Below are 22,999 nucleotides of genomic sequence, written 5' to 3'. Positions count from 1 at the left end.
GAGACCTTACTTTAAACGAGTGAACATCGTTGTTTAGTATTAAAGGGTATGGATGTAATAAGCGCAACGTCTTTGCCCTTGCACAATATGCTCAACTCGATTGACGCTATACTCTTCTCCAAGCAGTGCCTTAAATACATTAAGCTCTGATGTACACAGCTTTGGATTACGTGTCGCAGCCTTACAAATTGGGCAGTGATTCTCAACTAATAAATAGCCGTTATCGATTGGCTCTAGCTCAGCCATATACCCTTCATTACGGCGCTGCTTGGTAAGGATAGTCAGCTTCTCTTCAAGTGAGTGACTACTTGCTATCAGCTTTTGGTAATTCTCTAGTGTTTGTTTTTCACGATCGGCAGCGATTTTCTCTAGTCCATCTTCACCAAATAGTCGCTCTACCGCATCAATCATTTGAATGGTGAGTTCTCCATGACGATCAGAAAACTGTGCGTGGCCCTTACTGGTTAATGTCCAGTGTCTCGTAGGCCTGCCGACTTTTACTTTAATGTCTTCAAAGTTCAGCAGTCCGTCATCTTCTAATTGCTGAAGATGTTGCCTTGCACCCATAGTGGTCATCTCTAGATCGAGAGCTAACTGCTTTGCGGTGATCGCACCATTTTCCTTGATCGTTTGCAGTATCTTTTCGCTACTTTTCATTGTTCCCTCGTATCCGCTACTCAATTATGCGGTAACCGTTTAATTATGTCGTAACGATTTAATAAAGCAAAGAATTTACTATTAGGATTGATTAGACAAAGCTTAAGTTACGTCACTAATCCCATTTATTTGCAGGTTTGCTCACAAATATTCCCCTTTGCCCCCTTGGGATATTTTGGAATGCCCCCACATCTCTTTCACAAGCTGAAGCGCCTTCAATAACTGCTAGGTGCCAGTATCTATCAAACCTCATGGAAATTTTTAGGAGAGACGACCGATGAACATTCGTCCATTACACGACCGAGTTATCGTAGAACGCCAAGAAGTTGAGTCAAAGTCAGCGGGTGGCATCGTACTTACAGGTTCAGCAGCGGAAAAATCGACTCGCGGTACAGTAGTCGCTGTGGGTAAAGGCCGCATCCTAGAAAATGGTAGCGTTCAAGAGCTGGATGTTAAAGTCGGTGATACGGTTATCTTTGCTGAAGGTTACGGTACAAAGACTGAGAAGATCGACGGTAAAGAAGTTCTAATCATGTCTGAAAACGACATCATGGCAATTGTTGAGTAATAAGCACTCGTTGAATAGTTGATTCTGAATCACAACGAAAACGACAATCGAATTTAGAAAGGAAATTAAAGATGGCTGCTAAAGACGTAAAATTTGGTAATGACGCACGAGTTAAAATGCTAGAAGGTGTTAACGTTCTGGCTGACGCTGTAAAAGTAACGCTAGGTCCTAAAGGTCGTAACGTTGTTCTAGATAAATCATTTGGTGCACCAACGATCACTAAAGATGGTGTTTCTGTAGCGCGTGAAATTGAATTGGAAGACAAGTTCCAAAACATGGGCGCACAAATGGTAAAAGAAGTTGCTTCTCAAGCAAACGACGCAGCGGGTGACGGAACAACGACCGCAACGGTTCTTGCACAATCAATCATTACTGAAGGCCTTAAAGCGGTTGCAGCGGGCATGAACCCAATGGACCTTAAGCGCGGTATTGATAAAGCAGTTATCGCAGCAGTAGAAGAGCTAAAGAATCTTTCTGTTGAATGTAAAGATACTAAAGCGATCGCTCAAGTAGGTACTATCTCTGCAAACTCTGATGAAACTGTTGGTAACATCATTGCGGAAGCGATGGAAAAAGTAGGCCGTGACGGTGTTATCACGGTTGAAGAAGGTCAAGCTCTACAAGATGAACTAGACGTTGTAGAAGGTATGCAGTTTGATCGCGGTTACCTATCTCCATACTTCGTGAACAACCAAGAAGCAGGTTCTGTTGATCTAGAAAACCCATTCATCCTTCTTATCGACAAGAAAGTATCGAACATTCGTGAACTACTGCCAACACTAGAAGCAGTAGCGAAAGCATCTCGTCCACTTCTAATCATCGCTGAAGATGTAGAAGGCGAAGCGCTTGCAACTCTTGTTGTGAACAACATGCGTGGCATCGTTAAAGTTGCTGCAGTTAAAGCGCCAGGCTTTGGTGATCGTCGTAAAGCAATGCTTCAAGATATCGCTATCCTAACGGGCGGCACAGTAATCTCTGAAGAGATTGGTCTGGATCTTGAAAAAGTAACGCTAGAAGACCTAGGTCAAGCTAAGCGCGTGACTATCACTAAAGAGAACTCAACCATCATTGATGGTGCGGGTGAAGAAGAGATGATTCAAGGTCGCGTTTCTCAAGTGCGTCAACAGATCGAAGAAGCAACCTCTGATTACGACAAAGAAAAACTTCAAGAGCGTGTTGCAAAACTTGCTGGTGGTGTTGCGGTAATAAAAGTAGGCGCAGCAACTGAAGTTGAAATGAAAGAGAAGAAAGACCGTGTAGAAGATGCTCTTCACGCAACTCGTGCAGCGGTTGAAGAAGGCGTTGTTGCTGGTGGTGGTGTTGCACTTATCCGCGCTGCATCTAAAGTTGTTGGCCTAGAAGGTAGCAACGAAGAGCAAAACGTAGGTATCCGTGTTGCACTTCGTGCAATGGAAGCACCGATTCGTCAAATCACTAAGAACGCAGGCGATGAAGAGTCTGTCGTTGCTAACAACGTACGCGCTGGCGAAGGTAACTACGGTTACAATGCTGCAACAGGCGAATACGGCGATATGATTGAAATGGGCATCCTGGATCCAACTAAAGTGACTCGTTCAGCACTTCAGTTCGCAGCATCAGTTGCGGGTCTTATGATCACAACAGAAGCAATGGTAACTGACAAGCCACAAGATTCTGGTCCAGCTATGCCTGATATGGGCGGCATGGGTGGTATGGGTGGCATGCCAGGCATGATGTAATTTGTTGTTTATCTTGTCGCTGTAAAGCTTGATAGCGGCGTCGAAAGTACTCATTTACTAGCGTAAACTCCGTGCTTTCTTCTTGCTATAAAACGTTACAGCTTAAAGAGATAGTTAAACAAATATCAGATAGAGAACCGAGGCTTTTTAGTCTCGGTTTTTTTGTCTGTCATTTGAGGCTAATGTTTTTGAAATTGATGGTGATGTGCTACTAGAAATTAGTGCGGTTATTTTGCACTATGGATACAAAGGGTTGAAATATTGAATACAACTTAGCTAGGGCAAGGCAAAACAAGGACAGGTTATGCACATTCAACAGCTTCGCTATGAGAGTGAAGCCGCTTCACTGAAAATCAACGACTGGAAAATCGACTCGACTCAACATTGGGGCATTTTTGCCGCTCACAGCCATAGTGCTTCGTTGGTGGCGAAGATACTAAGTGGTGATTTAATACCAGATAATGGTGAGATTCATGAGCTTCCTAGCCCTATTGCATGTGTCTCTCTTGAAAGGCAGCAAATATTGCTGGAAGAGGAAATCGCCAAAGATGAAACCGATTTCCAAGATAGCTTAGATTATGGAACCTCAGTAGAGCAGTTGATATTGGATGCAGGGTGCAGTGCAAATGAGCTTGAAAGGATACTGGATAAAACAGATTTACTTGGCTTGCGAGAGCGCCAATTTCGACAACTATCAACAGGTGAGACTCGCCGAGTCATGCTTGCACGAGCGCTGGTTCAAAAGCCTCTGCTACTCATTTTAGACGAGCCCTATACTGGGCTTGATACCCAGCACCGTTTGGCTTTAACTGAGTTACTTAATCAATGCGCGACCCAAATACAGCTCATTATCATAACCTCTAGGGAAGATGAACTGCCCGAGTGCATCACTAATGTCGCTTTATTTGATCACCAAAGCCTGACTCAAACGATGAGCGTCGAACAATGGCACACACACCCAGCAAGAGAGCAAATCCAAGCGTTATCAAAACAAAAAAGTGACGCGTTACTTCACTTAATGGCAGAAAATCCAACAGTAGATTCTAACCTTGAAAACTTAGTCTCTATGAAGGATGTCAAAGTGGAGTACCTAGATGGCATCATTTTCAAGGACTTCAACTGGCAAATAAAACAGGGCGAGCATTGGCAGGTTAGAGGGCCTAATGGCTGTGGTAAAAGTACATTGCTTGGTCTTATTATGGGAGATCACCCTCAGTGTTATTGTAACGATATCAGTGTACTAGGAATGAAGCGCGGTAGTGGTGAAACTATCTGGGATATTAAAAAGCAGATAGGCATTGTTTCCTCTGCGCTCCATTTACAATATCGAGTTAGCTGTCAGGCATTAGATGTACTTCTATCGGGCTTTTTTGACTCCATCGGTCTTTACGAAAAGCCAAGTAAAAAACAGCTTGAAACTGCGCATCACTGGCTTGAAGTACTAGAGATGAGAGAGTTTGCTAGTATCAGCTTTCGAAGCCTTGATTACGGACAGCAGCGTTTGTTACTGATTGGTCGTGCGTTGATTAAGCAACCTGCATTATTGATTTTAGATGAGCCGTATCAGGGGCTCGATTTTATTAATCGTAAGTTAGTCTATTTTGCACTGAATAGAATTGCTAAAGCGAATCTGAGCCAGCTTTTGTATGTCACGCACTATGAAGAAGATGCGCTAGATGCAATCACGCACTTTGTCGATTTTGTACCGGATAGAGAAGGGCATAAAGCGGTCACTACTCATATCGAGTAGTCTAGGGTGATTAAAAAGGCTTCATTTTAGAACGAAGCCTTCTATCAATATCAAAACACTCTAATTAAAGAATGTGATCGCGTACTTCTGGGTCTTTACGCTCAAGGTAGTGTGTAGACTTAATTCGGCGAATCGTGCGGCAGCGACCACGGATAACTAGCGTTTCCGTTGTTGCAATGTTGCCTTTACGAGCAATGCCTTCTAGGAGATCGCCTTTCGTGATGCCTGTTGCTGCGAAAACAACATCGTCACTGCGTGCCATGTCTTCCATTTTTAGAACGATACCCGTCTTAACGCCCATCTCTTCACAGCGTTTAAGTTCTTCTTCGCCGTGTTTGCGGTTCTCTTCAGTATCGCCTTTCACTTCGTGACGAGGAAGAAGCTTACCGTGCATGTCGCCGTCTAGAGCGCGGATAACAGCAGCAGAAACTACACCTTCAGGTGCGCCGCCGATGCAGTACATCACATCAACTTCGCTATCAGGCATACAAGTTAGGATTGAAGCGGCAACATCGCCATCTGGCACAGCAAAAACGCGTACACCCATCGCTTGCATCTCGGCAATCACTTTATCGTGACGAGGCTTTGCAAGTGTGGTTACTACTAGAGTATCTAGAGTTTTACCAAGAGCCTTAGCAATGTTCTCTAGGTTTTCTGTTAGTGGTTTCTCAAGGTCAATGCAACCTTTAGCGCCAGGGCCAACCACGAGCTTTTCCATGTACATATCAGGTGCTTTCAAGAAGCTGCCTTTCTCACCAGCTGCAAGAACAGCAAGAGCATTTGATTGCCCCATTGCTGTCATGCGTGTACCTTCAATTGGGTCAACGGCGATATCGACAGCATCACCACCTTTACCTACTTCTTCTCCGATGAAAAGCATCGGAGCATCATCAATCTCACCTTCACCGATAACGATCTCGCCGCTAATTTCGGTTTTATTTAGTAGTGTGCGCATAACTTCAACAGCCGCGCCGTCAGCGGCAATCTTATCGCCACGGCCAAGCCATTTATAACCTGCTAACGCAGCACCTTCAGTTACTCGTGAAAAAGCCAAAGCTAAGTCGCGTTTCATGATGACTCCAAATATGAAAGGGAATAGGAAAAATTCGGCGCGATTTTACCACAACGAATCGGAAACGTTTGCTTTTTTGTCGAATCGATTCCATTTTGCCGATTTTGAATGAAATATTGTAGCGGATCGGAGCAACAGTCAGCGGTTTGTCAATATACGTATGAATTTTGAGCGAATGATATGAATTATCGAAGTTAGCAGGTGTTTATCTTTTCATGGCTGAGTAGAATGGGGGTAAGAGCAACACTCACCAAACAACGACTAAAGCGCACAGAAAGGTAGGCTAATAATGTCTTTTGAAGTATTAGAGCAACTAGAAGCAAAGATTCAAACAGCAGTCGATACAATTTCACTGCTACAAATGGAAGTTGAAGAGCTAAAAGAAGAAAAGCAACAGCTAGCGAATGAAGCTAATGAGCTTAAAGCAAATCGTGAAGCGCTAGAGCAAAAAACAGAGCAGATGCAACAAGAGCAATCGGCATGGCAAGAGCGCATCCGTGGCCTGCTTGGTAAAATGGACGAAGTAGAATAAGTTCAGGATTTATTAGAGCTTTGCTTTTAGGTTTAGGCTTATTAAGTACTAAAGAAAAACGCCAACGAATGATCGTTGGCGTTTTTGTATATGCTGTATCTGTAAGGCTCGCATTTTACGAGAATTAACCTTGTGGGCGAACGCCCAGTGTGTGGCAAAGAGCGTAGGTCATCTCTGCGCGGTTTAACGTGTAGAAGTGGAAGTCTTTTACACCTTCACGGCTTAGTGTTCGAACCATATCAATTGCTTGGCTAGCACCAACTAGTTGACGAGTTGTTGGATCATCATCTAAGCCTTCAAACTGTTTCGCCATCCAACCTGGTACTTTTACGTTGTTCATCGCTGCAAAGCGTGATGCTTGCTTGAAGTTAGAAACAGGAAGAATACCCGGTACGATTTCAGCGTCGATTCCAGCTGCTACACAGCGGTCACGAAAACGTAGGTAGCTTTCCACATCAAAGAAGAACTGGGTAATTGCTCGGCTTGCACCTGCGTCGATCTTACGCTTAAGGTTTATTAAATCTGCTTGAGCGCTTTTCGCTTCAGGGTGAACCTCTGGGAAAGCTGCAACTGAGATATCAAAGTCATGACGCTCTTTAAGTAGTGTGACTAAGTCTGAAGCGTACATATCAGGCGCGCCGCCACCTGGTGGGATATCACCACGAAGCGCCACGATGCTCTCGATACCATTGTTCCAGTAATCATCAGCGATCTGGATAAGCTCATCACGAGAAGCGTCAATACAAGTAAGGTGAGGCGCTGCAACAAGACCGGTTTGGTCTTTAATATCTTTGATGATGGAGTGGGTACGATCACGTTCACCAGAGTTTGCACCGTAAGTTACCGATACAAATTTAGGTTGAAGTGTTTTTAGACGGTGAACTGAGCTCCACAGTGTTTCTTCCATCTTTTCGCTACTCGGTGGAAAAAACTCAAATGACACGTTGATGTTATCTGAAAGCTCAGCAACATTTTGATTTAATGCGTCTATGTGACCTGCGTGTGTATATCCCATCTCAACTCTCCCTGTGATTGCTTTAATCACCAAACTTTAAAATCGACGTTTAGACGTCTATATGTCTACAGGATCTAATGAATACGATTTAATGTCAACAGTGTGATTATGAATTTTTCTCATGTGAATGATTAGTGGAATTCAAGAGGAATAAAAGTAGGTAATAAGAAGGATTAAAAAAGGTGGAAACAGAGAGGAAGAGGCAAAAGAGCTGGCAAGAAAGAATAGGGTATTTATACGGTAAATACCCTATTTTATTTACTGCCGAACTTAACGAGTCACTTTTTTAAATGTCCGTAAGGACTCTACACGAAACAGTTTTCTAAGCTTAGAGGTAATCACCCAAATGTGAGATAAGCAAACCGCATATGCAACGAATGCTGCAATAAACAAAGCAAACATAATAGGCTCAGGCACTTGATTTACCTCACCCCAAATACCAAAGCCCGCGAAGCCTGCTGCAATCAAACAAATTATGGCGAGAGTTTGCCTTGGTGTGCAACCTAATCGCTGGAAAATATGATGTAAGTGTTCACGATCGGGTTTAAATGGAGAATCTCCCCGACGAATACGGCGATACATGATAGCAGCCATATCCATAAGAGGCACCGCTATGAGCCATAATGCAGTGATAGGCCGCATAATTTGAATTGCTTCTTCCTGAGTGGCAATCAAAATAAACCAAATGACAGTGAAACCAATTAACATACTTCCCGCATCACCCATGAATACTTTTCTTTCGCGTCCAAGAATGCCAAGGTTCATCATTATATAAGGTAATATAGAAACAATGATGACGATACACAGAAAGCCAAACTCTTCTGCACCAGCGAGGTATAAGATGATGCTTAGCGCGCCAAACGTGACAACCGCTAAACCGCCTAACAAGCCATCAATGCCATCTACCATGTTAAAGGCATTAATTGCCCCAACTACAGCTATAACAGTAATAAAATAAGAAAAGATGCCAAGGTGAATACTGCCCATACTGAGGACATCACCAACAAATTGAAGCTTCAAGTTCGCTGCTAACATCATTATGGCAGATAGACCTACCTGAACAGCAAGTCTAACTTTGAAAGAGATGTCAAACTTATCGTCTATCACACCTACTAGCACCAATAGTAAGACACTCATGGAGTAAATAATGGATCGTGGAGCAAAGCCAATATGAAAATAGATATAAAATAATAAAGCGGTGCAGATAGATAGTCCGCCAACTAACGGAACACTTCCTTGGTGCTGCTTTCTTGCATTAGGCTTGTCAACTAATCCAATCTTTCGAGCCAACTTTCGATAGATGAATAGTGTGATAAATGAGAAACAGAATAGAATAGAAAGATCTAAAAAATTATTGAGGATCATGTTCAACCTTAATGAACCAAGATCTCGGCCTTTCTTTTAGATCACTAGATATCTAAAACTTAAAGACAGAGTAGTAAAAATTTAAGCCTGTATTTTTATAGGAATGGCTATCACGTTTTTTGTTATAATGTGTTGTTTATCAATAAACTATCGCTATAGTAGTTGCGCTGCGCATATTATCATCAGGCATAGTACGATTCATTGCTTGGGACATGTCTTGTTACAAGATTGCTTTAACTATTTCCCCTTCTGTTTGAACCTTTCAGTATTACCTTCCCTTTGGCTTGAATTCTTTAATACTTCAGAAAAGAAAAAGGCACTGCTATTGATGACAGTACCTTTAGTCAATGAACTTTTTTAAAGCTATTTACCTGCTTTATACATATTTTCAAAGCAGTAGTTGGTGGCGTCTATGTAACCTTCAACACTTCCGCAATCAAAACGTTTGCCTTTGAATTTGTAAGCTAAAACGCAGCCAGCTTGCGCTTGTTTGAGTAGGGCATCGGTAATTTGAATCTCACCACCTTTACCAGGTTCAGTTTGTTCGATCAGCTCGAAGATATCAGGGGTTAAAATGTAGCGACCAATAATCGCAAGGTTACTTGGCGCAGTACCTTGCTCTGGCTTTTCAACCATATCGTCTACTCGGAAAATGTCATCTTTGATCATCTCGCCTGAAATCACGCCATATTTATGCGTTTCCTTTTCTGGGACTTCTTGAACCGCAACAATCGAGCAGCGAAACTGTTTATGTAGCGCCACCATTTGCGCTAATACTCCTTGCTCTTCATTCACACATAAGTCGTCCGCTAGTACCACAGCAAACGGCTCGTTACCAATTAATTCGCGGCCAGTTAAAATAGCGTGACCCAGACCTTTCATCTCTTTTTGGCGGATGTAAGTAAAGTTTGCGCTGTCGATAATGTCGCGAATATCAATTAATAGATCTTCTTTGGTTGTGCCGCTGATTTGATGTTCTAGTTCGTAGTTTTTATCAAAGTGATCCATGATGGAATGCTTACCACGACCGGTAACAATGCACATGCCATTCAGACCCGCTTGAATGGCTTCTTCGACACCGTATTCAATCAGTGGTTTGTTCACCACGGGCATCATCTCTTTGGGCATGGATTTAGTGGCAGGTAAAAAGCGTGTGCCGTAGCCAGCGGCAGGGAATAGACATTTTTTAATCATTAGGAAAGCCTTAACGGTACTGAGTTGTTTTTATAAAAATCAGCAATTAGAAATTATCTTGTGGACTAAAAAAGACAGCCTGTAAGATTAAGGCTGCCTTATTATTTATGCTTTAGATAGCAAGCTTAGAGGGTTAATCGCTACCAAACAGGTCGCGTGTGTAGACCTTATCTGCCACATCAGCCAGCTCTTCGGCCATGCGGTTTGAGACGATCACATCGCAGCTTGATTTAAACTGCTCAAAGTCAGAGAGTACGAGCGAGCGGAAGAACTCTTTCTCTTTTAGTTCAGGCTCAAACACCACAACTTCGATGCCTTTCGCTTTAAGACGTTTCATGATGCCTTGAATACTCGATGCACGGAAGTTGTCTGAACCTGATTTCATTACCAAGCGGTAAATACCCACACGTCTTGGGTTTGTCTTGATAATCGAGTCAGCGATGAAGTCTTTACGTGTCGTGTTGGCATCTACAATTGCACCAATGATGTTATTTGGTACATCAGAATAGTTTGCACGAAGTTGTTTAGTATCTTTTGGCAAGCAGTAGCCACCGTAACCAAAGGATGGGTTATTGTAGTGGTTGCCTATACGTGGGTCTAAGCTAACACCTTCAATGATTTGACGTGTGTCAAGACCGTGCGTTTCCGCGTAGGTATCTAACTCGTTAAAATAGGCAACACGCAAGGCTAAGTAAGTATTAGAGAATAGCTTAACCGCTTCTGCTTCTGTTGCGTCAGTGAATAAGATTTCAACATCTTGTTTTACAGCGCCTTCCAATAGCAGGTTAGCAAAAACTTTAGCCCGCTCAGATCGCTCGCCCACAACAATGCGAGAAGGGTGGAGGTTGTCGTACAGTGCTTTACCTTCGCGTAGGAATTCTGGAGAGAAGATTAGGTTTTCGCACTCAAGCTCTTGTTTTATACGCTGCGTGTAACCAACAGGCACCGTTGATTTAATCACCATGACAGCGTCTGGGTTAATCTGCATGACGTCTTTAATTACGGCTTCTACTGATGAAGTGTTGAAGTAATTGGTTTCAACATCGTAATCAGTAGGGGTAGCGATAATAACGAATTCAGCATTTTTATAAGCTGATTTTTTATCTAATGTTGCAGTGAAGTTGAGTGTTTTGTTATCTAGAAAGTCAGTAATTTCTGAGTCAACGATAGGAGATTGCTTATTGTTCAGCATCTCAACTTTTTCAGCAATGATATCAACAGCAACCACTTCGTGGTGCTGAGCCAATAACATAGCGTTTGATAGGCCAACATAGCCCGTACCTGCAATTGCGATTTTCATTCTTCTTACCTATTTAATAGCGGTTCTGACGGCCTGCAAATATTTGTTGATCACTATTTGCTCATCAAATTCTTTCTCAACTTTTTCACGACTCTTCTCACCCATTTGTAAGCGCTCTGTATGGGGAAGATTAATCATTGCATCTAACTTTTCGATAAGGCTTTCTGTACTTTTTGGCTCACACAGATAACCATTAATATTATCGTCGACTGTTTCACGGCAGCCTACGTTGTCTGTCGTGACAATAGGTTTCCCCATAGCACAAGCCTCAAGCAAAGATTTAGGGACACCTTCTCGATAAAAGGAAGGGAGAACCATGCAATCAACCTGTGCGATTTCGTTTTCTACAGAATCAGATACGCCAAGGTAGTTCACAATGCCCTCATCAACCCAAGATTGCATTTCTTGCTTTGAGACAGCTGATGGGTTGTTCACATCTAAAAAACCCAATAATCGAAATTCAACCTTATCGCCGTACTTTGCTTTAAGTTCACGCGCTGCTTCAACGTAGTGACCAATGCCTTTGTCATAAAGCATTCTTGCGATAAGAAGGAAGCGAGTAACACCATCATCATCACTAGGGGTAATAGTAAAACGCGATAAATCGGCACCAGATCCAGGTACTCGGTCAGTAATGTCCATTGGTGCTAAATTGTGTTTTGAGAACAGCGCTCTGTCATCATCATTTTGAAAGAAGATAGTGTGTGCTTTTGGTTGGCTAATTTTATACAGAAGGCGAGCTAACTTAGCGGTAGTGTTTTCATTAATGAACACCATGCCAAGACCTGCAATATTATTGATCGACTTTGCGCCAAACAAACGCCCAGCCAATGTGCTGTAAATATTATTTTTAGGCGTAAAATTCAAAACCACATCAGGACGTAGTTTTCGATACAGATTTGCGAAGCCAAAGAAGGTGCTGATGTCTTTAACAGGGTTTGTACCACCCTGATCAATGGCGATATGGTGATATTCAGCCCCAAGTTCCTCAAGCTTTTTTGAGTAGTCGTCTTTAGGGGCGATGGCTAAAACTCGATAACCTTCATTAAGCAGTGCCAATATGGTATTTTTTCGAAAGTTATAAAGATACCAACTGGTGTTAGACGTTATTGCAACAGTTTTCATTTTGCCTCGTGATTGTAATAACTACGATACCAATCAATGAACTCTTTCACACCTTCTTTAATGCCAACTTTGGGTTTATAACCCGTAGCTTCAAATAGGTCAGTGGTATCTGCGTAAGTTTGGTAAACATCACCCGGCTGCATTTCGCGAAAGTTCTTTTTCGCTTCAATGCCTAGTTCATCTTCAATGGCTTGTACAAAGTCCATTAACTTAATTGGAGATCCGTGGCCAATGTTATAAACAGCGTAAGGAGCGGAGCTAGTTGCTGGCGAGCCAGTTTCAACAGTCCAATCCCTGTTTCGAGTAGGGACTACGTCAGCAATACGAATAATCCCTTCTACGATGTCGTCAACATGTGTGAAGTCGCGCCACATATCGCCATTGTTATTAATGTCGATGGTGTCACCATTTAAAATCTTTTTAGTGAAGATAAACGGTGCCATATCAGGGCGACCCCATGAACCATAAACAGTAAAGAAGCGTAGACCTGTTGTTGGAATATCGTATAGGTGAGAATAGCTGTGTGCCATTAACTCGTTAGATTTCTTCGTTGCTGCATAGAGAGATACAGGATGATCGACAGAGTCTGAGGTAGCAAAAGGGGTTTTAGCATTTAACCCATAAACAGAACTAGAAGAAGCATAAACTAAGTGTTTAACATTGTTCTGGCGGCATCCCTCAAGAACATTCAAATGACCTATTAAGTTAGAATCAGCATAAGCGTGTGGGTTTTCAATTGAATAACGAACGCCTGCTTGTGCGGCGAGGTGAATAACTTGGTCAAATTGTTCTGTTTTAAATAAACTAGCCACATCATCACGTTCTGCGATATCTAATTGAACAAGAGAAAAATTAGCATGTTGAGTACGATCAAGACGAGCTTGTTTTAATGCGACATCGTAATAATCATTAAGATTATCAATACCAACGACTTGATGACCTTTTGCTGTTAATTGCTCGACTACGGCACTACCAATAAAACCGGCAGCACCTGTTACTAAATATTTCATTTTTATTCCTTTATCTAAAGCAGAACAAGGTTACGAAGCCTCTTGACCTGCAGCACTTGCGAAAGGTAGTTGTTACCATGGTTCGCTTTTTCTGCCTTCATTATATCCCAGCTTTAAAGCTGGTTTCTTCCGTCAGCAGGTTTAAATATATGCCTTATAACGGTGAATTATCGCCAGTTTGCTCTTAATTATTATGCTTTATAAGCCTTATTACGTATAAAAATTGTTCGTAAGATAAGCAGCAGGATATGGTGACGAAAAAAAACTTATATATATTATTCCTCTTCGACATACCTCTCATGTATATCTTATGGCTTATACCATGTAGATATTTACCTATGCTATTTTTGTTAATAAATGACTTCATATCATGTTCATTATACTCTTGAGCACCATATAGATTTTCAAGGCAATATCTTTGACACCTCCTTTGTCTATAAGAGTTTCTCAGTGAGATTGAGTTTTCATTTATTCTGTAAAATAGCAAAGGTTCTTCAACGTTAGATATTTTTCTTCCCGATAAAATAACTCGATGTATAAAATCAAAATCTTGTGAGTTTGGAAAATTTCGATACCCATTCATTTCGACAAACAGCTCACGTTTCATTAGCCAAGTAGGATGAAAACAAATAGATCGTGCTTTAGATTTTGGTAGAAGAAAATTGAAATCCCTACTTAGTATAGAAACACCTAACGTATCTCCTTCTTCATTAATCCGGTTAATTCCAGCTCCAACCAAGTCTACATCTTCGTTATCCTTTAAAAAAAATAATTGCTTACTCAATCTGGACAAATATGAAATGTCATCAGCATCCATCCTACCTATATAATTTCCTGTAGAAGCTTTAAAGGCAATATTTAAAGACTGAGCCAATCCCAAATTAGCCTTATTCATTATTAATGTCACATCTGAATCTATCTCTTGGAAGTACTCTAGGAATAAAGTGTCATTAGAAAGTGAAGGGTTATCACACACAATAATCAGTTCAATAGAAAAAAAATTGTCCCTCCCCTCTTGCTCTAAGATAGAGTTAATCGCTAACTTGATCCATGCCAGCGGCTCTTCGTATATAGATAGTAATATTGAGATCTTATCTTTCACTGGTAAATGTCCCTTTTAAAATCAACAAAAATATAGATGGGAATTAAAAAAAATACTTTATGGAAAAAAATATTAAACGCAGCAGTGAAATCCACTCTGTTTATATTAAAAATAAAAAAAACAGCCAAGCCAAAAACCACACATGCTAATAATTTATTTTGAGTTGAAAAAATAAGGTTAGATATGGCCGAGTGAAGACAACCTATTATAATTGCGCCTATAAAGAAAAAGTCGCCAAAATTCAATAATGACTCTAGCAGTGGAGAAAATCCATAGCCAATACCAGTCCCCATAAAAGCGGCCATTTGGCCCGCTGATGATTGAAAACCAGTGTCCATAAACCCAGAAAGTCGATGTAGGATAGGGCCTAGATAACTCGCTCCAGGAAAAGGTAGATCCAAAGAAAACCCATCAGATAAAATAATAAAGTTATTATAATTAGAAAAAAACTCATTCATGCTGAAATATTCATAGAGTGTAATGGCTGTATCTTGGCCTGAAAAATAATGATTAAATGCATAGGCAATTGCTAGAACAGGCGAGATACATAACATAGAAAACATTGCGGCTTTTTTGTACTTCCAGTTGTAAATTAAAATAACAAAGAAGCAAAATAATATTGGTAATATTTGATTCCGATATGATCCAGTTAAGAAAAAAGCAAGAACCCCTGATAATGTTATGATATAGAATATAATAAATATCCTTCTTCTTATATAAAGCCTATAAACCAACGGGCTCAACATTATCAATACAACAGATAAATCGAAAAATACAATTTTCAACGTGCCCCAACCTAAAAAAGGTACTGGCCCACAGTAGTGACAACCAGAATAAAACTCCAACCCTAAAGTTGCTATATTCCCCAAAAGGTAGATAAAGCTTATCATTGTATATAGGGTGATAATTAGGTAAAGCGAGTCAATAGACTTTGTTTTCAATCTATTGAATTCAAATTTAGCTCGTATCCTTGTCAAGAATAAAAATGTAGATACTACTATAATATTGAATATTGTATTTTCTAGTGCAAATGTTAGATATAAACTTTCATTATTATAAAAAGGGAAAATAATGAATGTATAAAAGATAGGAACTAAAACTACAGATAGAAGATAAAATGAGCTATATAATTCATCATAGGAAGCTTCTGAGTCTCCTAATGATCTTATATTTTTAAACGGTGTAAATCTCACTTGGAAAGTCCCAAATAACTTTTAGATATTTGTTTTATATCATACTCTATTACTTTACTTTCCATGCAGTCAAAGTTAAAAGTAAATGTATTAAAATTTATTAAAATATTTTCTAAGCCTAAGGTATCACCAACGTTAAAAATCGCTCCAATATCATTAATGATATAGTCCCCTTTATTTCGGCTTAGTTTCGCATTAATCTTAAGAATTTCTCTTGGCCCAGTTCTACAGTCAGAGCTAATGATAGGCACCCCTAAGTTCAATGATTCAATAAGAACATTTGGAAATCCCTCTGATTCTGAAGCTAGCAATGTTGCTTTGGCATTTTTTATATATGGGAACGGATTTTTTTTCTCCCCTAAAAAACAGATTCTTTTATTGCTACCAAATTTGTTTTTAAATTCTTCCAGTAAATCTCCGTTACCTAATAGCAAAACATTTAGATTGTTATTTGAAAAAGCAGTTAATATATCATTTATCCTCTTTACCGAATGAAACCGACCAACAAAAATAAAATACTCTTTCGGTTCAAAGGGGCAGTCATTAATTCTGACCTTAGATAAATTCTTAATTTCGTTTAGGTCATAACAATTTGCAATAACGTAATTGTCATAATTACCCACATAATCTATATAGTCTTCTTTCATTCGCTCAGTCAAGAAAACTTTTATTGTGGCATAAGGGTATAATTTTTTAATTAAAATGAGATTGATTTTTGAAGATATCTTTCCATTTAAATACTTTAGAATAGACCCATGTGTAACAACCATAGATGTATGCTTCGAAAAAAAAGATGCTACTATATTTATATAATTTGCTCTAAATAAATGACTAATGACTACGTCTATGTTATGTTTTTTAACAATGTAGATAAGATAGAGTAACGCTGAAAAATTATTGATTAACTTTCCTATTACTGGCATATTAGTCGCAAATGGATTTCTTATGGTTTTTATACCATCTTCACTTTTATAGGTTTGGTTGTTTTCAATTGAAAAAAGGATAACGTCTTCATTTGATTTGTAAAATCCATTTGCTAAATTAACAGCTATTCTTTCCCCACCACCTTTAGAAAAAGAGTTGCAAAAGATTAAATGTTTTTTTCGTTCCATTTTACTTTAAACTCCTAATATATATATTGATCGTTACAATCATGGTAAATAAATAACCTACTAACAATGATATGCTTACATAAGGTAAAGAAAGTTCTATCATATACACAATGCAGAGTGACAAAAATATTAATATGAAACTAATAAGTAAAACCTTAGAAATTAGTTTTTCCTTTTCAATCACGATGAGTAATCGTGTTGTTATCAAATTCATCACCATAGGCACAAGCAAAAAGGCCATATAAAAGTATAATTTATTGTCATTATTTGAAAAAACAGCACCATTTATATACAGTTGCACTTCATTCCCCAAAGAATTTAAAAGTACTGAAATAAATAAAGAACAAATAAAAAATGAAGTCATAACAATAAAGCTATGGAATTTAAATTTGTAATAATCCGTTTTTGACAGTCGAGAAAAGTATGGGAAAATTGCAATTACCGCAGGTTCAAAGAGCCTATACATTGAGGAAACTATGCGTTGGCAAATCGAAAAAAGAGCAACTGCTTTTATATCAAATACACTTGCAATAAAAGACGATGTCATTGGTAAAATCAAACCACTTAACATTTGGTATGAATAAATATTCCACCCTTTTTTTATTCGGCCAAAATTAATATTAAATCTAAATTTTTGACGCTGATCTTTCACACGGCAAAACATAAAAAATATAATGACAGTATTAATTACATTTGGCATGACATGCAAAGCAGAATATAGCACTAAATCACTTTGATTATTAACTAGTATAAAAACAAGACCGGTAGATAGGATTCTACTAAAAAGTTGAACCATTGAAATAGCTTTCATTTCTTGTTTGGCTTGAAAGTAAAAGGCAAGAGATAAAGATTCTGAAATTAATGCAAGTGAAAATATAGCAACAATAGTGGATGGAATGTTCTCAAGTGAAAGAGAAACTATAAACGCTATAGTTACAATAGTAATGGAACATATTAGTTTAAAAGATAAAGTTTGATTTATGGCCTGGGCATTTCCATTCTTATCTTTTTCTGATATTTCTTTTATCGCAGTAAGGTTATGTCCAAAGTCAGCAAGCGATATTCCGAAATTAAAAAAAACAAGACAAATACTAAATATTCCGTATTGTTCAAGACCGATATGTTTTAAAACAAAAGGTAAAACTAATAACGGAATAATAAAGTCGACGCCTTTCACTCCTGAAAGGTAAATAATATTTCTTATTAATTTTTTCACTTTATTTTTCTTGCCGGGATTCCGGTATATACACCTGAAACTTTAATGTCTTTAGTTACGACACATCCAGCACCTATTATGACATTATCAGCAATTTTCACTCCAGGTAATATAATTGCCCCAGATCCAACTTGAACATTATCGCCAATACTAATATTAGAACTTACATGCTCAAATATATTTTTATCATCACTAAAGTTTAACTTGGTTGATAATAATTTGGCTCCTGCTGATAATGATACGTTATCTCCTACATATATTTTATTTGTAGCATTGATGTATACAAAGTCATTAACGCTTAAGTTCTCACCAAACATGAAATTAGAAGGCTTGATTATTGAAAAGTTTCCGTATATATGGCATTTAGTTGCCTTACGATAACCATATAATAATCTAAATCTAAGTCTGTGAAATTTTAAGATTAATTTTTCTATCATTCTAGCCTTACAAAAAGTTAAAAGTTAAAAGTTAAAAGTTAAAAGTTAAAAGTTAAAAGTTAAAAGATAATGAGCTGTCGTCTATTTATTTTTGTCATGATAACCTACTTTAATAGCACAATAATTGAATGGGAAACTCAAGCTAATTACTTCACCCGGAAAAATCATGAACATCCCCGTCAATAAAGGCTTGTCAGTACCTTCAAAAGGTACTCAGAACCCATTGTACACATCGCTCTTTTGTGTTTGATGCTCGCTTTCAAAGTCGTTTCACTTTTTAATAGATGGCCTAATCCCTATCACTCGAATAAGCATAGTTATAGTAACCATAACCCATAGAGCTAGAAGCTGTCTTTTCAACCGCGTTGAAAATTACCCCTTTCACTTCAATGCCTGACTGTTCAAAACGCCCTTTAGCTACTTCAATCTCTTTCACAGTGTTTTGGCCAAAGCGAGCCACCATTAGTGTGGTACCTGCTAATGCGCCTGCAATGCTTGGGTCAGTTACCGCTAGTACTGGCGGGGTATCTAAAATCACTAGGTCGTAATTATCAGAAGCCCATTCAACAAACTCTTTAAAGCGAGGGTGCATTAAAAGCTCTGAAGGGTTTGGCGGTATTTGCCCACGGGTAATAATGTCTAGGTTTTCAATCTGGGTCTTCTTAATGGCTTTCTCGGTGCTTTGTTTGCCACTAAGTAACTCTGAAAGGCCGTTGTCCCAATCTAGATTGAACTCTTTTTGTAGGTAACCTTTGCGCATATCAGCATCTACTAGCAGAACTTTTTGGCCTGTTTTCGCCGCGACAGCTGCAAAGTTAGAAGAGACAAACGATTTACCAATGTTTGGCGCAGGGCCAGAGATCATCAGTACGTTGTTTTTCGCTTCCATCATCGCAAAGTGAAGGCTGGTTCTTAAACCGCGTAGCGCTTCTACTGACAAATCCGCAGGGTTCTCTTCTGCCAGTATTGCACCAGATTTTTTCTTACGCTTTGCATCTTGGCTCATGCGAATCTGCAAATCCGATTTAGGCACACTTGCGTATACTGGAAGGCCTATTGCTTCAATCTCATCTGGCGACTCTACCCCTTTATGGAAAGCGGCTTTAGCAAGAACAAACGCGACACTTAGCATGCCACCCAGTAACGTTGCTAAAACAACAATAAGCGGCTTCTTAGGCTTAACAGCGTGAGTGTACGATTGCGCGTTATCAACTATGCGAACGTTCCCCACAGTACCTGCTTTCATAATATTCAGCTCTTGAACTTTATTAAGCAGCTGTACATAAATTTGCTGATTCACTTCAACATCACGCGTCATACGCAACACTTCACGCTGCGTTTTTGGCAGTCGTTGAATTTGTTTATTTAAACGCTCACGCTCGTTAAGTAGCGTTTGGCGCTTCTCTAGTAGCGATCGGTAAGCTGGGTGATCTTTGGTGTAGCGTTGGCTCACTTCACTCTCTTTGAAGGTCAGCTCGTTTAGTTGTTTTTCTAGCTCAACCGTCACTCTTAGCGTTGATTGTGCTTCTAACCCCAAATCGACCGACTCGTTCTCTTGGCGAAACTGGTTAAGCGTATCTTCAGCAATGGTCAGACTATCTTTAATATCTGGTAGGTGGCTTTTTAAAAAATCTAAGCTTTTCTCTGCTTCAGCTGATTGACGTTCAACATTCTGTAAAAAGTAGTTCTGGCTAATATCATTCAAAATACGTTCAATAGTAGGCTTGTGCTCGCCTTCTAATGAAAGCTGTAAAATCCCCGTTTGTCTTCCGCGCTCTGAAATTGCCAATGAACCTTGCAGTCGGTTAATCGCATCAATACGCGCAATTTGAGATATAGAATACTCTTGCCCTAGTTGTCCATTTAGCTCAGTTACAAACAGTTTATAGCCTTCGCTTTGTGCTAACTCGCCAACCTTACCTTGCAGTAATACGCGCTCTTCTGAGTCAAGCAGATCGAAGGTTTGGTTGACACTGTCAGTTTGAACTAACACTAAGCTTTGATCTTGTTGATAGAACCAACGTTCAGGCAGCTCTAATCGGCCAACATCAATATAGGCTTGATTGCCCATTAATCTTGCAAGCCCTTTACCAATAAAAGGAAAATAGCTTGGGGTAGCAATAGTGGTTAAATTCAGTTTATCAACGGTTTGGCCTAACACCATACGAGATTTAATCAGCTCAATTTCCGTGGTGGCTGATGACTCTTGCGCGAACATATCACCAAGGCCGTCACCTAATAAAGACGATACACCACCACTTTTTTGTTCAACCTGAATAAGAGCATCTGCTTTAAAAATGGGCGTGGAAAGCAAAGCAAAAGCAATACCAACGGTTGCAAATAGAAAGGTCACAGCAACGATGATCCAACGTCCATCGATTAAAAGACCAAACAGCTTGCCCAGATCAATCACATCGCTGTTATTTTTAGGTTGTTGGTTTGAAATAGTGCTCATAATTTCTCTATTTACTACTCAGTAGGATAATTGTGTATAGCAGGGCAGCTGTCTTAACAGATAACTGCGCATAACAAAGAGTGGGGAAGGGCTTTAAATGGGACTTACCAGTTATGGACTCTATTTACGCCTTCAGTGAGGTTATTAAAGCCGTTGATGGTTGGTAGAAGCTGTGCAATAACACGGTTCCATAACCCCATAGGGCTGGCTGTCACATAAACGATGTCGTATGGCTGTAAGTCAAACTCTGTACCAATCACAAGGGCAGAGGCTTCTTGAATATTCAGTTGGTAAATATCAGCGATGGGCTGCTCCTCACCTAAAACATCTATTCGGGTTGCATTGCCTCTTATAACAAAAACGCCAGTCGCATCAGCTGAAAGTTCGTTAATGCCACCCACATGGCTTAGCGCTTCAGTTAGGCTCATGCCTGCTCGGTCTATTTTAAGCAGTTGTGGGTCGTTCACTTCACCCATTACAAATACTTTTTGAGCGTCATTTCGAGGAACATGAACAATATCACCTGGGCGAAGAAGGCGGTTCTGGGTTAGATCGCCACGCTGCATTAAGGCATATAAAGAGAGTTGGTCTGTTTGTCCATTTCGGGTGAGAGTCACGTTTCGCCAGTCCGCATCAGACGCCATTCCGCCAGCGGCATTAATGGCATCAAGTATGGTTAACGGAACATTCGTAATGGGTTGTTGACCTGGTTTATTGACTTCACCAGTCACATAGGTTTTTTGAGAGCGAAAAGAGGCAACATTCACGTCTACTTGTGGGCTTTCAATAAATGCTTTTAATCTTAATGCTAGCTCTTCACGTACTTCGGTTACCGTTTTACCTTCAACTTCAACCAAGCCAATGTAAGGGTAGAAGATGGTTCCATCAGCATGAACCCAGTTCCCTGCTTCTGTTGAACTTCGGTATGAACCAGCCGGAATAGTCAGTTCTGGGTGATCCCAAATGGTGATGTTTAGAATATCGCCAGGGCCAATTTGGTACTCATATAAAGATATTTCTGCATCTAATGCAGGGTTAGTTTGAGAGATGACTGCAGGGGTTTTAAATCCATTCACTTTATCAGCTGTTAATGGATGCACATTAATTTGTGATACTAGTCCACTCTCTTCACTTTCGTTTATAATATTTTTGTCACTTAGGCTAAGGTTGGAACCAGGCGCTGCACAGCCAGCAAGCATAGTAGTAACCACGCTGCTGATTAGAATCTTTTTAATAGTTAGCATATTTTTATACGTCTAAGGTATTGTTGGCTCATTAGCCAAAAAAGTGGTGTCTTCAAAACTGAGAATGCACGAATCCGCGATAAGCTATGAAAAGCTATCGTTAGCATCATTATATTTTTCTAGAGTAAAACCACGAAAGTGGTTAAGAGTAGGTGTTTATCTAAGGTTCTTGCTTAAGATATCGTTACAAATGTAAGAGAATGTAACCTTTGTAACTTTCGCTACCGCCCTTAGATTATAGCCTCTACGTGCTGTCAAACATTCAAAGTGCATCTCTGTCGATGCTTATCCTTGATAAATCGTTTTTTCTTCCGTGAAGCGATAGTAGGTAAGCTACGCCTGATAAGGATATCAGCAGTATTAATGTGTTAAAGATCACATTAGCAATCAAATTGGGTCACGAAATAACCAGTTTGATATCTGTCTGCGTGCATATTTATCGGCGACGAAATATACCACACAAAGTGTCATGGTTAGAAGGGGCTTATAGCTTTTTCGACCAACTTTCTGCTGACTCTTTAATCAACTGATAGGCGAAGTCAAATGCCTCTCGACTTTGTCTATACGGATCGGGGATATCCTTTTGCCCTATCCAGTGTCCAAATAGCATAGTTTTACCACGCGCTTCAGGGGCAATACTGGTGACGGCTTCTATATGGCCTTTCTCCATGACAAGAATCAAATCATACTCTTGGCAAAGCTCGCGAGTTAACTGCTGTGCTATGTGATCTGTAAGGTCAATACCATTATCTGATGCTACTTGCGTTGCCATTTTATCCGCAGGTTTTCCTACTAAAGCACCAACCCCAGCAGAGTCTATGAGCTTATTGGGGAGCAGGGATTTAAGTAAATATTCACCAGATGGTGAACGGCAGATGTTGCCCACACAGACGACTAGAATTTTGTTGAACATAATTTTTTGCTGTTTAAGGGA

The 22,999-nt window shown here is 39.8% G+C and carries 20 protein-coding genes; 4 read left to right on the top strand and 16 right to left on the bottom strand.

Features of this window, described 5'->3' with window-relative positions; genetic code table 11:
• Nucleotides 1–39: 39 nt before the first annotated feature.
• The gene (locus KP803_RS08060) at nucleotides 40–657 is read right to left on the bottom strand and encodes a helix-turn-helix transcriptional regulator (RefSeq protein ID WP_248008317.1); all 618 of its coding nucleotides are present in this window, start codon (nucleotides 655–657) and stop codon (nucleotides 40–42) included.
• Nucleotides 658–934: 277 nt separating this feature from the next.
• On the opposite strand from KP803_RS08060, the gene KP803_RS08055 reads away from it, so the two are divergent.
• The 3 genes from KP803_RS08055 to KP803_RS08045 all read left to right on the top strand — a co-directional run bounded on the left by KP803_RS08055 (nucleotide 935) and on the right by KP803_RS08045 (nucleotide 4,693).
• Nucleotides 935–1,225, top strand: coding sequence for a co-chaperone GroES (locus tag KP803_RS08055; protein ID WP_248008316.1), 291 nt, complete (start codon nucleotides 935–937; stop codon nucleotides 1,223–1,225).
• A gap of 71 nt (nucleotides 1,226–1,296) precedes the next feature.
• A complete protein-coding gene (gene groL / locus KP803_RS08050) occupies nucleotides 1,297–2,943 on the top strand; it encodes a chaperonin GroEL (RefSeq protein WP_248008315.1) in 1,647 nt (548 codons plus the stop codon).
• 304 nt (nucleotides 2,944–3,247) lie between these two features.
• Nucleotides 3,248–4,693: an ATP-binding cassette domain-containing protein gene (locus KP803_RS08045; protein WP_248008314.1), complete on the top strand. Its 1,446-nt coding sequence runs from the start codon at nucleotides 3,248–3,250 to the stop codon at nucleotides 4,691–4,693.
• A 64-nt stretch (nucleotides 4,694–4,757) separates the two neighbouring features.
• Here KP803_RS08045 and glpX read toward each other — a convergent pair whose 3' ends face one another.
• On the bottom strand, nucleotides 4,758–5,765 hold the full coding sequence (gene glpX / locus KP803_RS08040) for a class II fructose-bisphosphatase (protein WP_248008313.1): 1,008 nt from the start codon (nucleotides 5,763–5,765) through the stop codon (nucleotides 4,758–4,760).
• 289 nt (nucleotides 5,766–6,054) lie between these two features.
• Between glpX and zapB the strand changes: the two genes are divergently transcribed.
• Nucleotides 6,055–6,297 (top strand): cell division protein ZapB, encoded by a 243-nt coding sequence (gene zapB, locus KP803_RS08035; protein ID WP_248008312.1) that lies wholly within the window; start codon nucleotides 6,055–6,057, stop codon nucleotides 6,295–6,297.
• Nucleotides 6,298–6,421: 124 nt separating this feature from the next.
• Here zapB and metF read toward each other — a convergent pair whose 3' ends face one another.
• The 14 genes from metF to KP803_RS07965 form a co-directional block, all read right to left on the bottom strand.
• Complete coding sequence (gene metF / locus KP803_RS08030) at nucleotides 6,422–7,312, bottom strand: methylenetetrahydrofolate reductase (RefSeq protein ID WP_248008311.1); 891 nt, start codon at nucleotides 7,310–7,312, stop codon at nucleotides 6,422–6,424.
• 270 nt (nucleotides 7,313–7,582) lie between these two features.
• Complete coding sequence (wecA, locus tag KP803_RS08025) at nucleotides 7,583–8,677, bottom strand: UDP-N-acetylglucosamine--undecaprenyl-phosphate N-acetylglucosaminephosphotransferase (protein ID WP_248008310.1); 1,095 nt, start codon at nucleotides 8,675–8,677, stop codon at nucleotides 7,583–7,585.
• Between the two features lie 363 nt (nucleotides 8,678–9,040).
• Complete coding sequence (gene galU, locus KP803_RS08020; RefSeq protein ID WP_248008309.1) at nucleotides 9,041–9,871, bottom strand: UTP--glucose-1-phosphate uridylyltransferase GalU; 831 nt, start codon at nucleotides 9,869–9,871, stop codon at nucleotides 9,041–9,043.
• 133 nt (nucleotides 9,872–10,004) lie between these two features.
• Nucleotides 10,005–11,171, bottom strand: a complete 1,167-nt coding sequence (locus KP803_RS08015; RefSeq protein WP_248008308.1) for a nucleotide sugar dehydrogenase — start codon at nucleotides 11,169–11,171, stop codon at nucleotides 10,005–10,007.
• A gap of 9 nt (nucleotides 11,172–11,180) precedes the next feature.
• Nucleotides 11,181–12,296 (bottom strand): glycosyltransferase family 4 protein, encoded by a 1,116-nt coding sequence (locus tag KP803_RS08010; protein ID WP_248008307.1) that lies wholly within the window; start codon nucleotides 12,294–12,296, stop codon nucleotides 11,181–11,183.
• Complete coding sequence (locus KP803_RS08005) at nucleotides 12,293–13,306, bottom strand: NAD-dependent epimerase (protein ID WP_248008306.1); 1,014 nt, start codon at nucleotides 13,304–13,306, stop codon at nucleotides 12,293–12,295. The genes KP803_RS08010 and KP803_RS08005 overlap by 4 nt, the downstream gene beginning before the upstream one ends.
• Nucleotides 13,307–13,490: 184 nt before the next feature.
• On the bottom strand, nucleotides 13,491–14,408 hold the full coding sequence (locus tag KP803_RS08000) for a glycosyltransferase (RefSeq protein WP_248008305.1): 918 nt from the start codon (nucleotides 14,406–14,408) through the stop codon (nucleotides 13,491–13,493).
• A complete protein-coding gene (locus KP803_RS07995; RefSeq protein WP_248008304.1) occupies nucleotides 14,405–15,601 on the bottom strand; it encodes a hypothetical protein in 1,197 nt (398 codons plus the stop codon). The genes KP803_RS08000 and KP803_RS07995 overlap by 4 nt, the downstream gene beginning before the upstream one ends.
• Nucleotides 15,598–16,713, bottom strand: a complete 1,116-nt coding sequence (locus tag KP803_RS07990) for a glycosyltransferase (protein WP_248008303.1) — start codon at nucleotides 16,711–16,713, stop codon at nucleotides 15,598–15,600. Before KP803_RS07990 ends, KP803_RS07995 begins: the two co-directional genes overlap by 4 nt.
• A 1-nt stretch (nucleotide 16,714) precedes the next feature.
• The gene (locus KP803_RS07985) at nucleotides 16,715–17,929 is read right to left on the bottom strand and encodes an oligosaccharide flippase family protein (protein WP_248008302.1); all 1,215 of its coding nucleotides are present in this window, start codon (nucleotides 17,927–17,929) and stop codon (nucleotides 16,715–16,717) included.
• Nucleotides 17,926–18,366 carry an acyltransferase gene (locus KP803_RS07980; RefSeq protein ID WP_248008301.1) on the bottom strand — a complete coding sequence of 147 codons (441 nt, stop codon included), beginning with the start codon at nucleotides 18,364–18,366 and terminating at the stop codon, nucleotides 17,926–17,928. Before KP803_RS07980 ends, KP803_RS07985 begins: the two co-directional genes overlap by 4 nt.
• A 289-nt stretch (nucleotides 18,367–18,655) precedes the next feature.
• Nucleotides 18,656–20,821 carry a polysaccharide biosynthesis tyrosine autokinase gene (locus KP803_RS07975; RefSeq protein ID WP_248008300.1) on the bottom strand — a complete coding sequence of 722 codons (2,166 nt, stop codon included), beginning with the start codon at nucleotides 20,819–20,821 and terminating at the stop codon, nucleotides 18,656–18,658.
• Between the two features lie 104 nt (nucleotides 20,822–20,925).
• Nucleotides 20,926–22,065 carry a polysaccharide export protein gene (locus tag KP803_RS07970; RefSeq protein ID WP_248008299.1) on the bottom strand — a complete coding sequence of 380 codons (1,140 nt, stop codon included), beginning with the start codon at nucleotides 22,063–22,065 and terminating at the stop codon, nucleotides 20,926–20,928.
• A gap of 484 nt (nucleotides 22,066–22,549) precedes the next feature.
• Complete coding sequence (locus tag KP803_RS07965; RefSeq protein WP_248008298.1) at nucleotides 22,550–22,978, bottom strand: arsenate reductase/protein-tyrosine-phosphatase family protein; 429 nt, start codon at nucleotides 22,976–22,978, stop codon at nucleotides 22,550–22,552.
• Nucleotides 22,979–22,999 lie beyond the last annotated feature (21 nt).

Source organism: Vibrio amylolyticus (assembly GCF_023145695.1).
Taxonomy (GTDB): domain Bacteria; phylum Pseudomonadota; class Gammaproteobacteria; order Enterobacterales; family Vibrionaceae; genus Vibrio; species Vibrio amylolyticus.
This window is presented reverse-complemented; position numbering and strand designations above follow the sequence as displayed.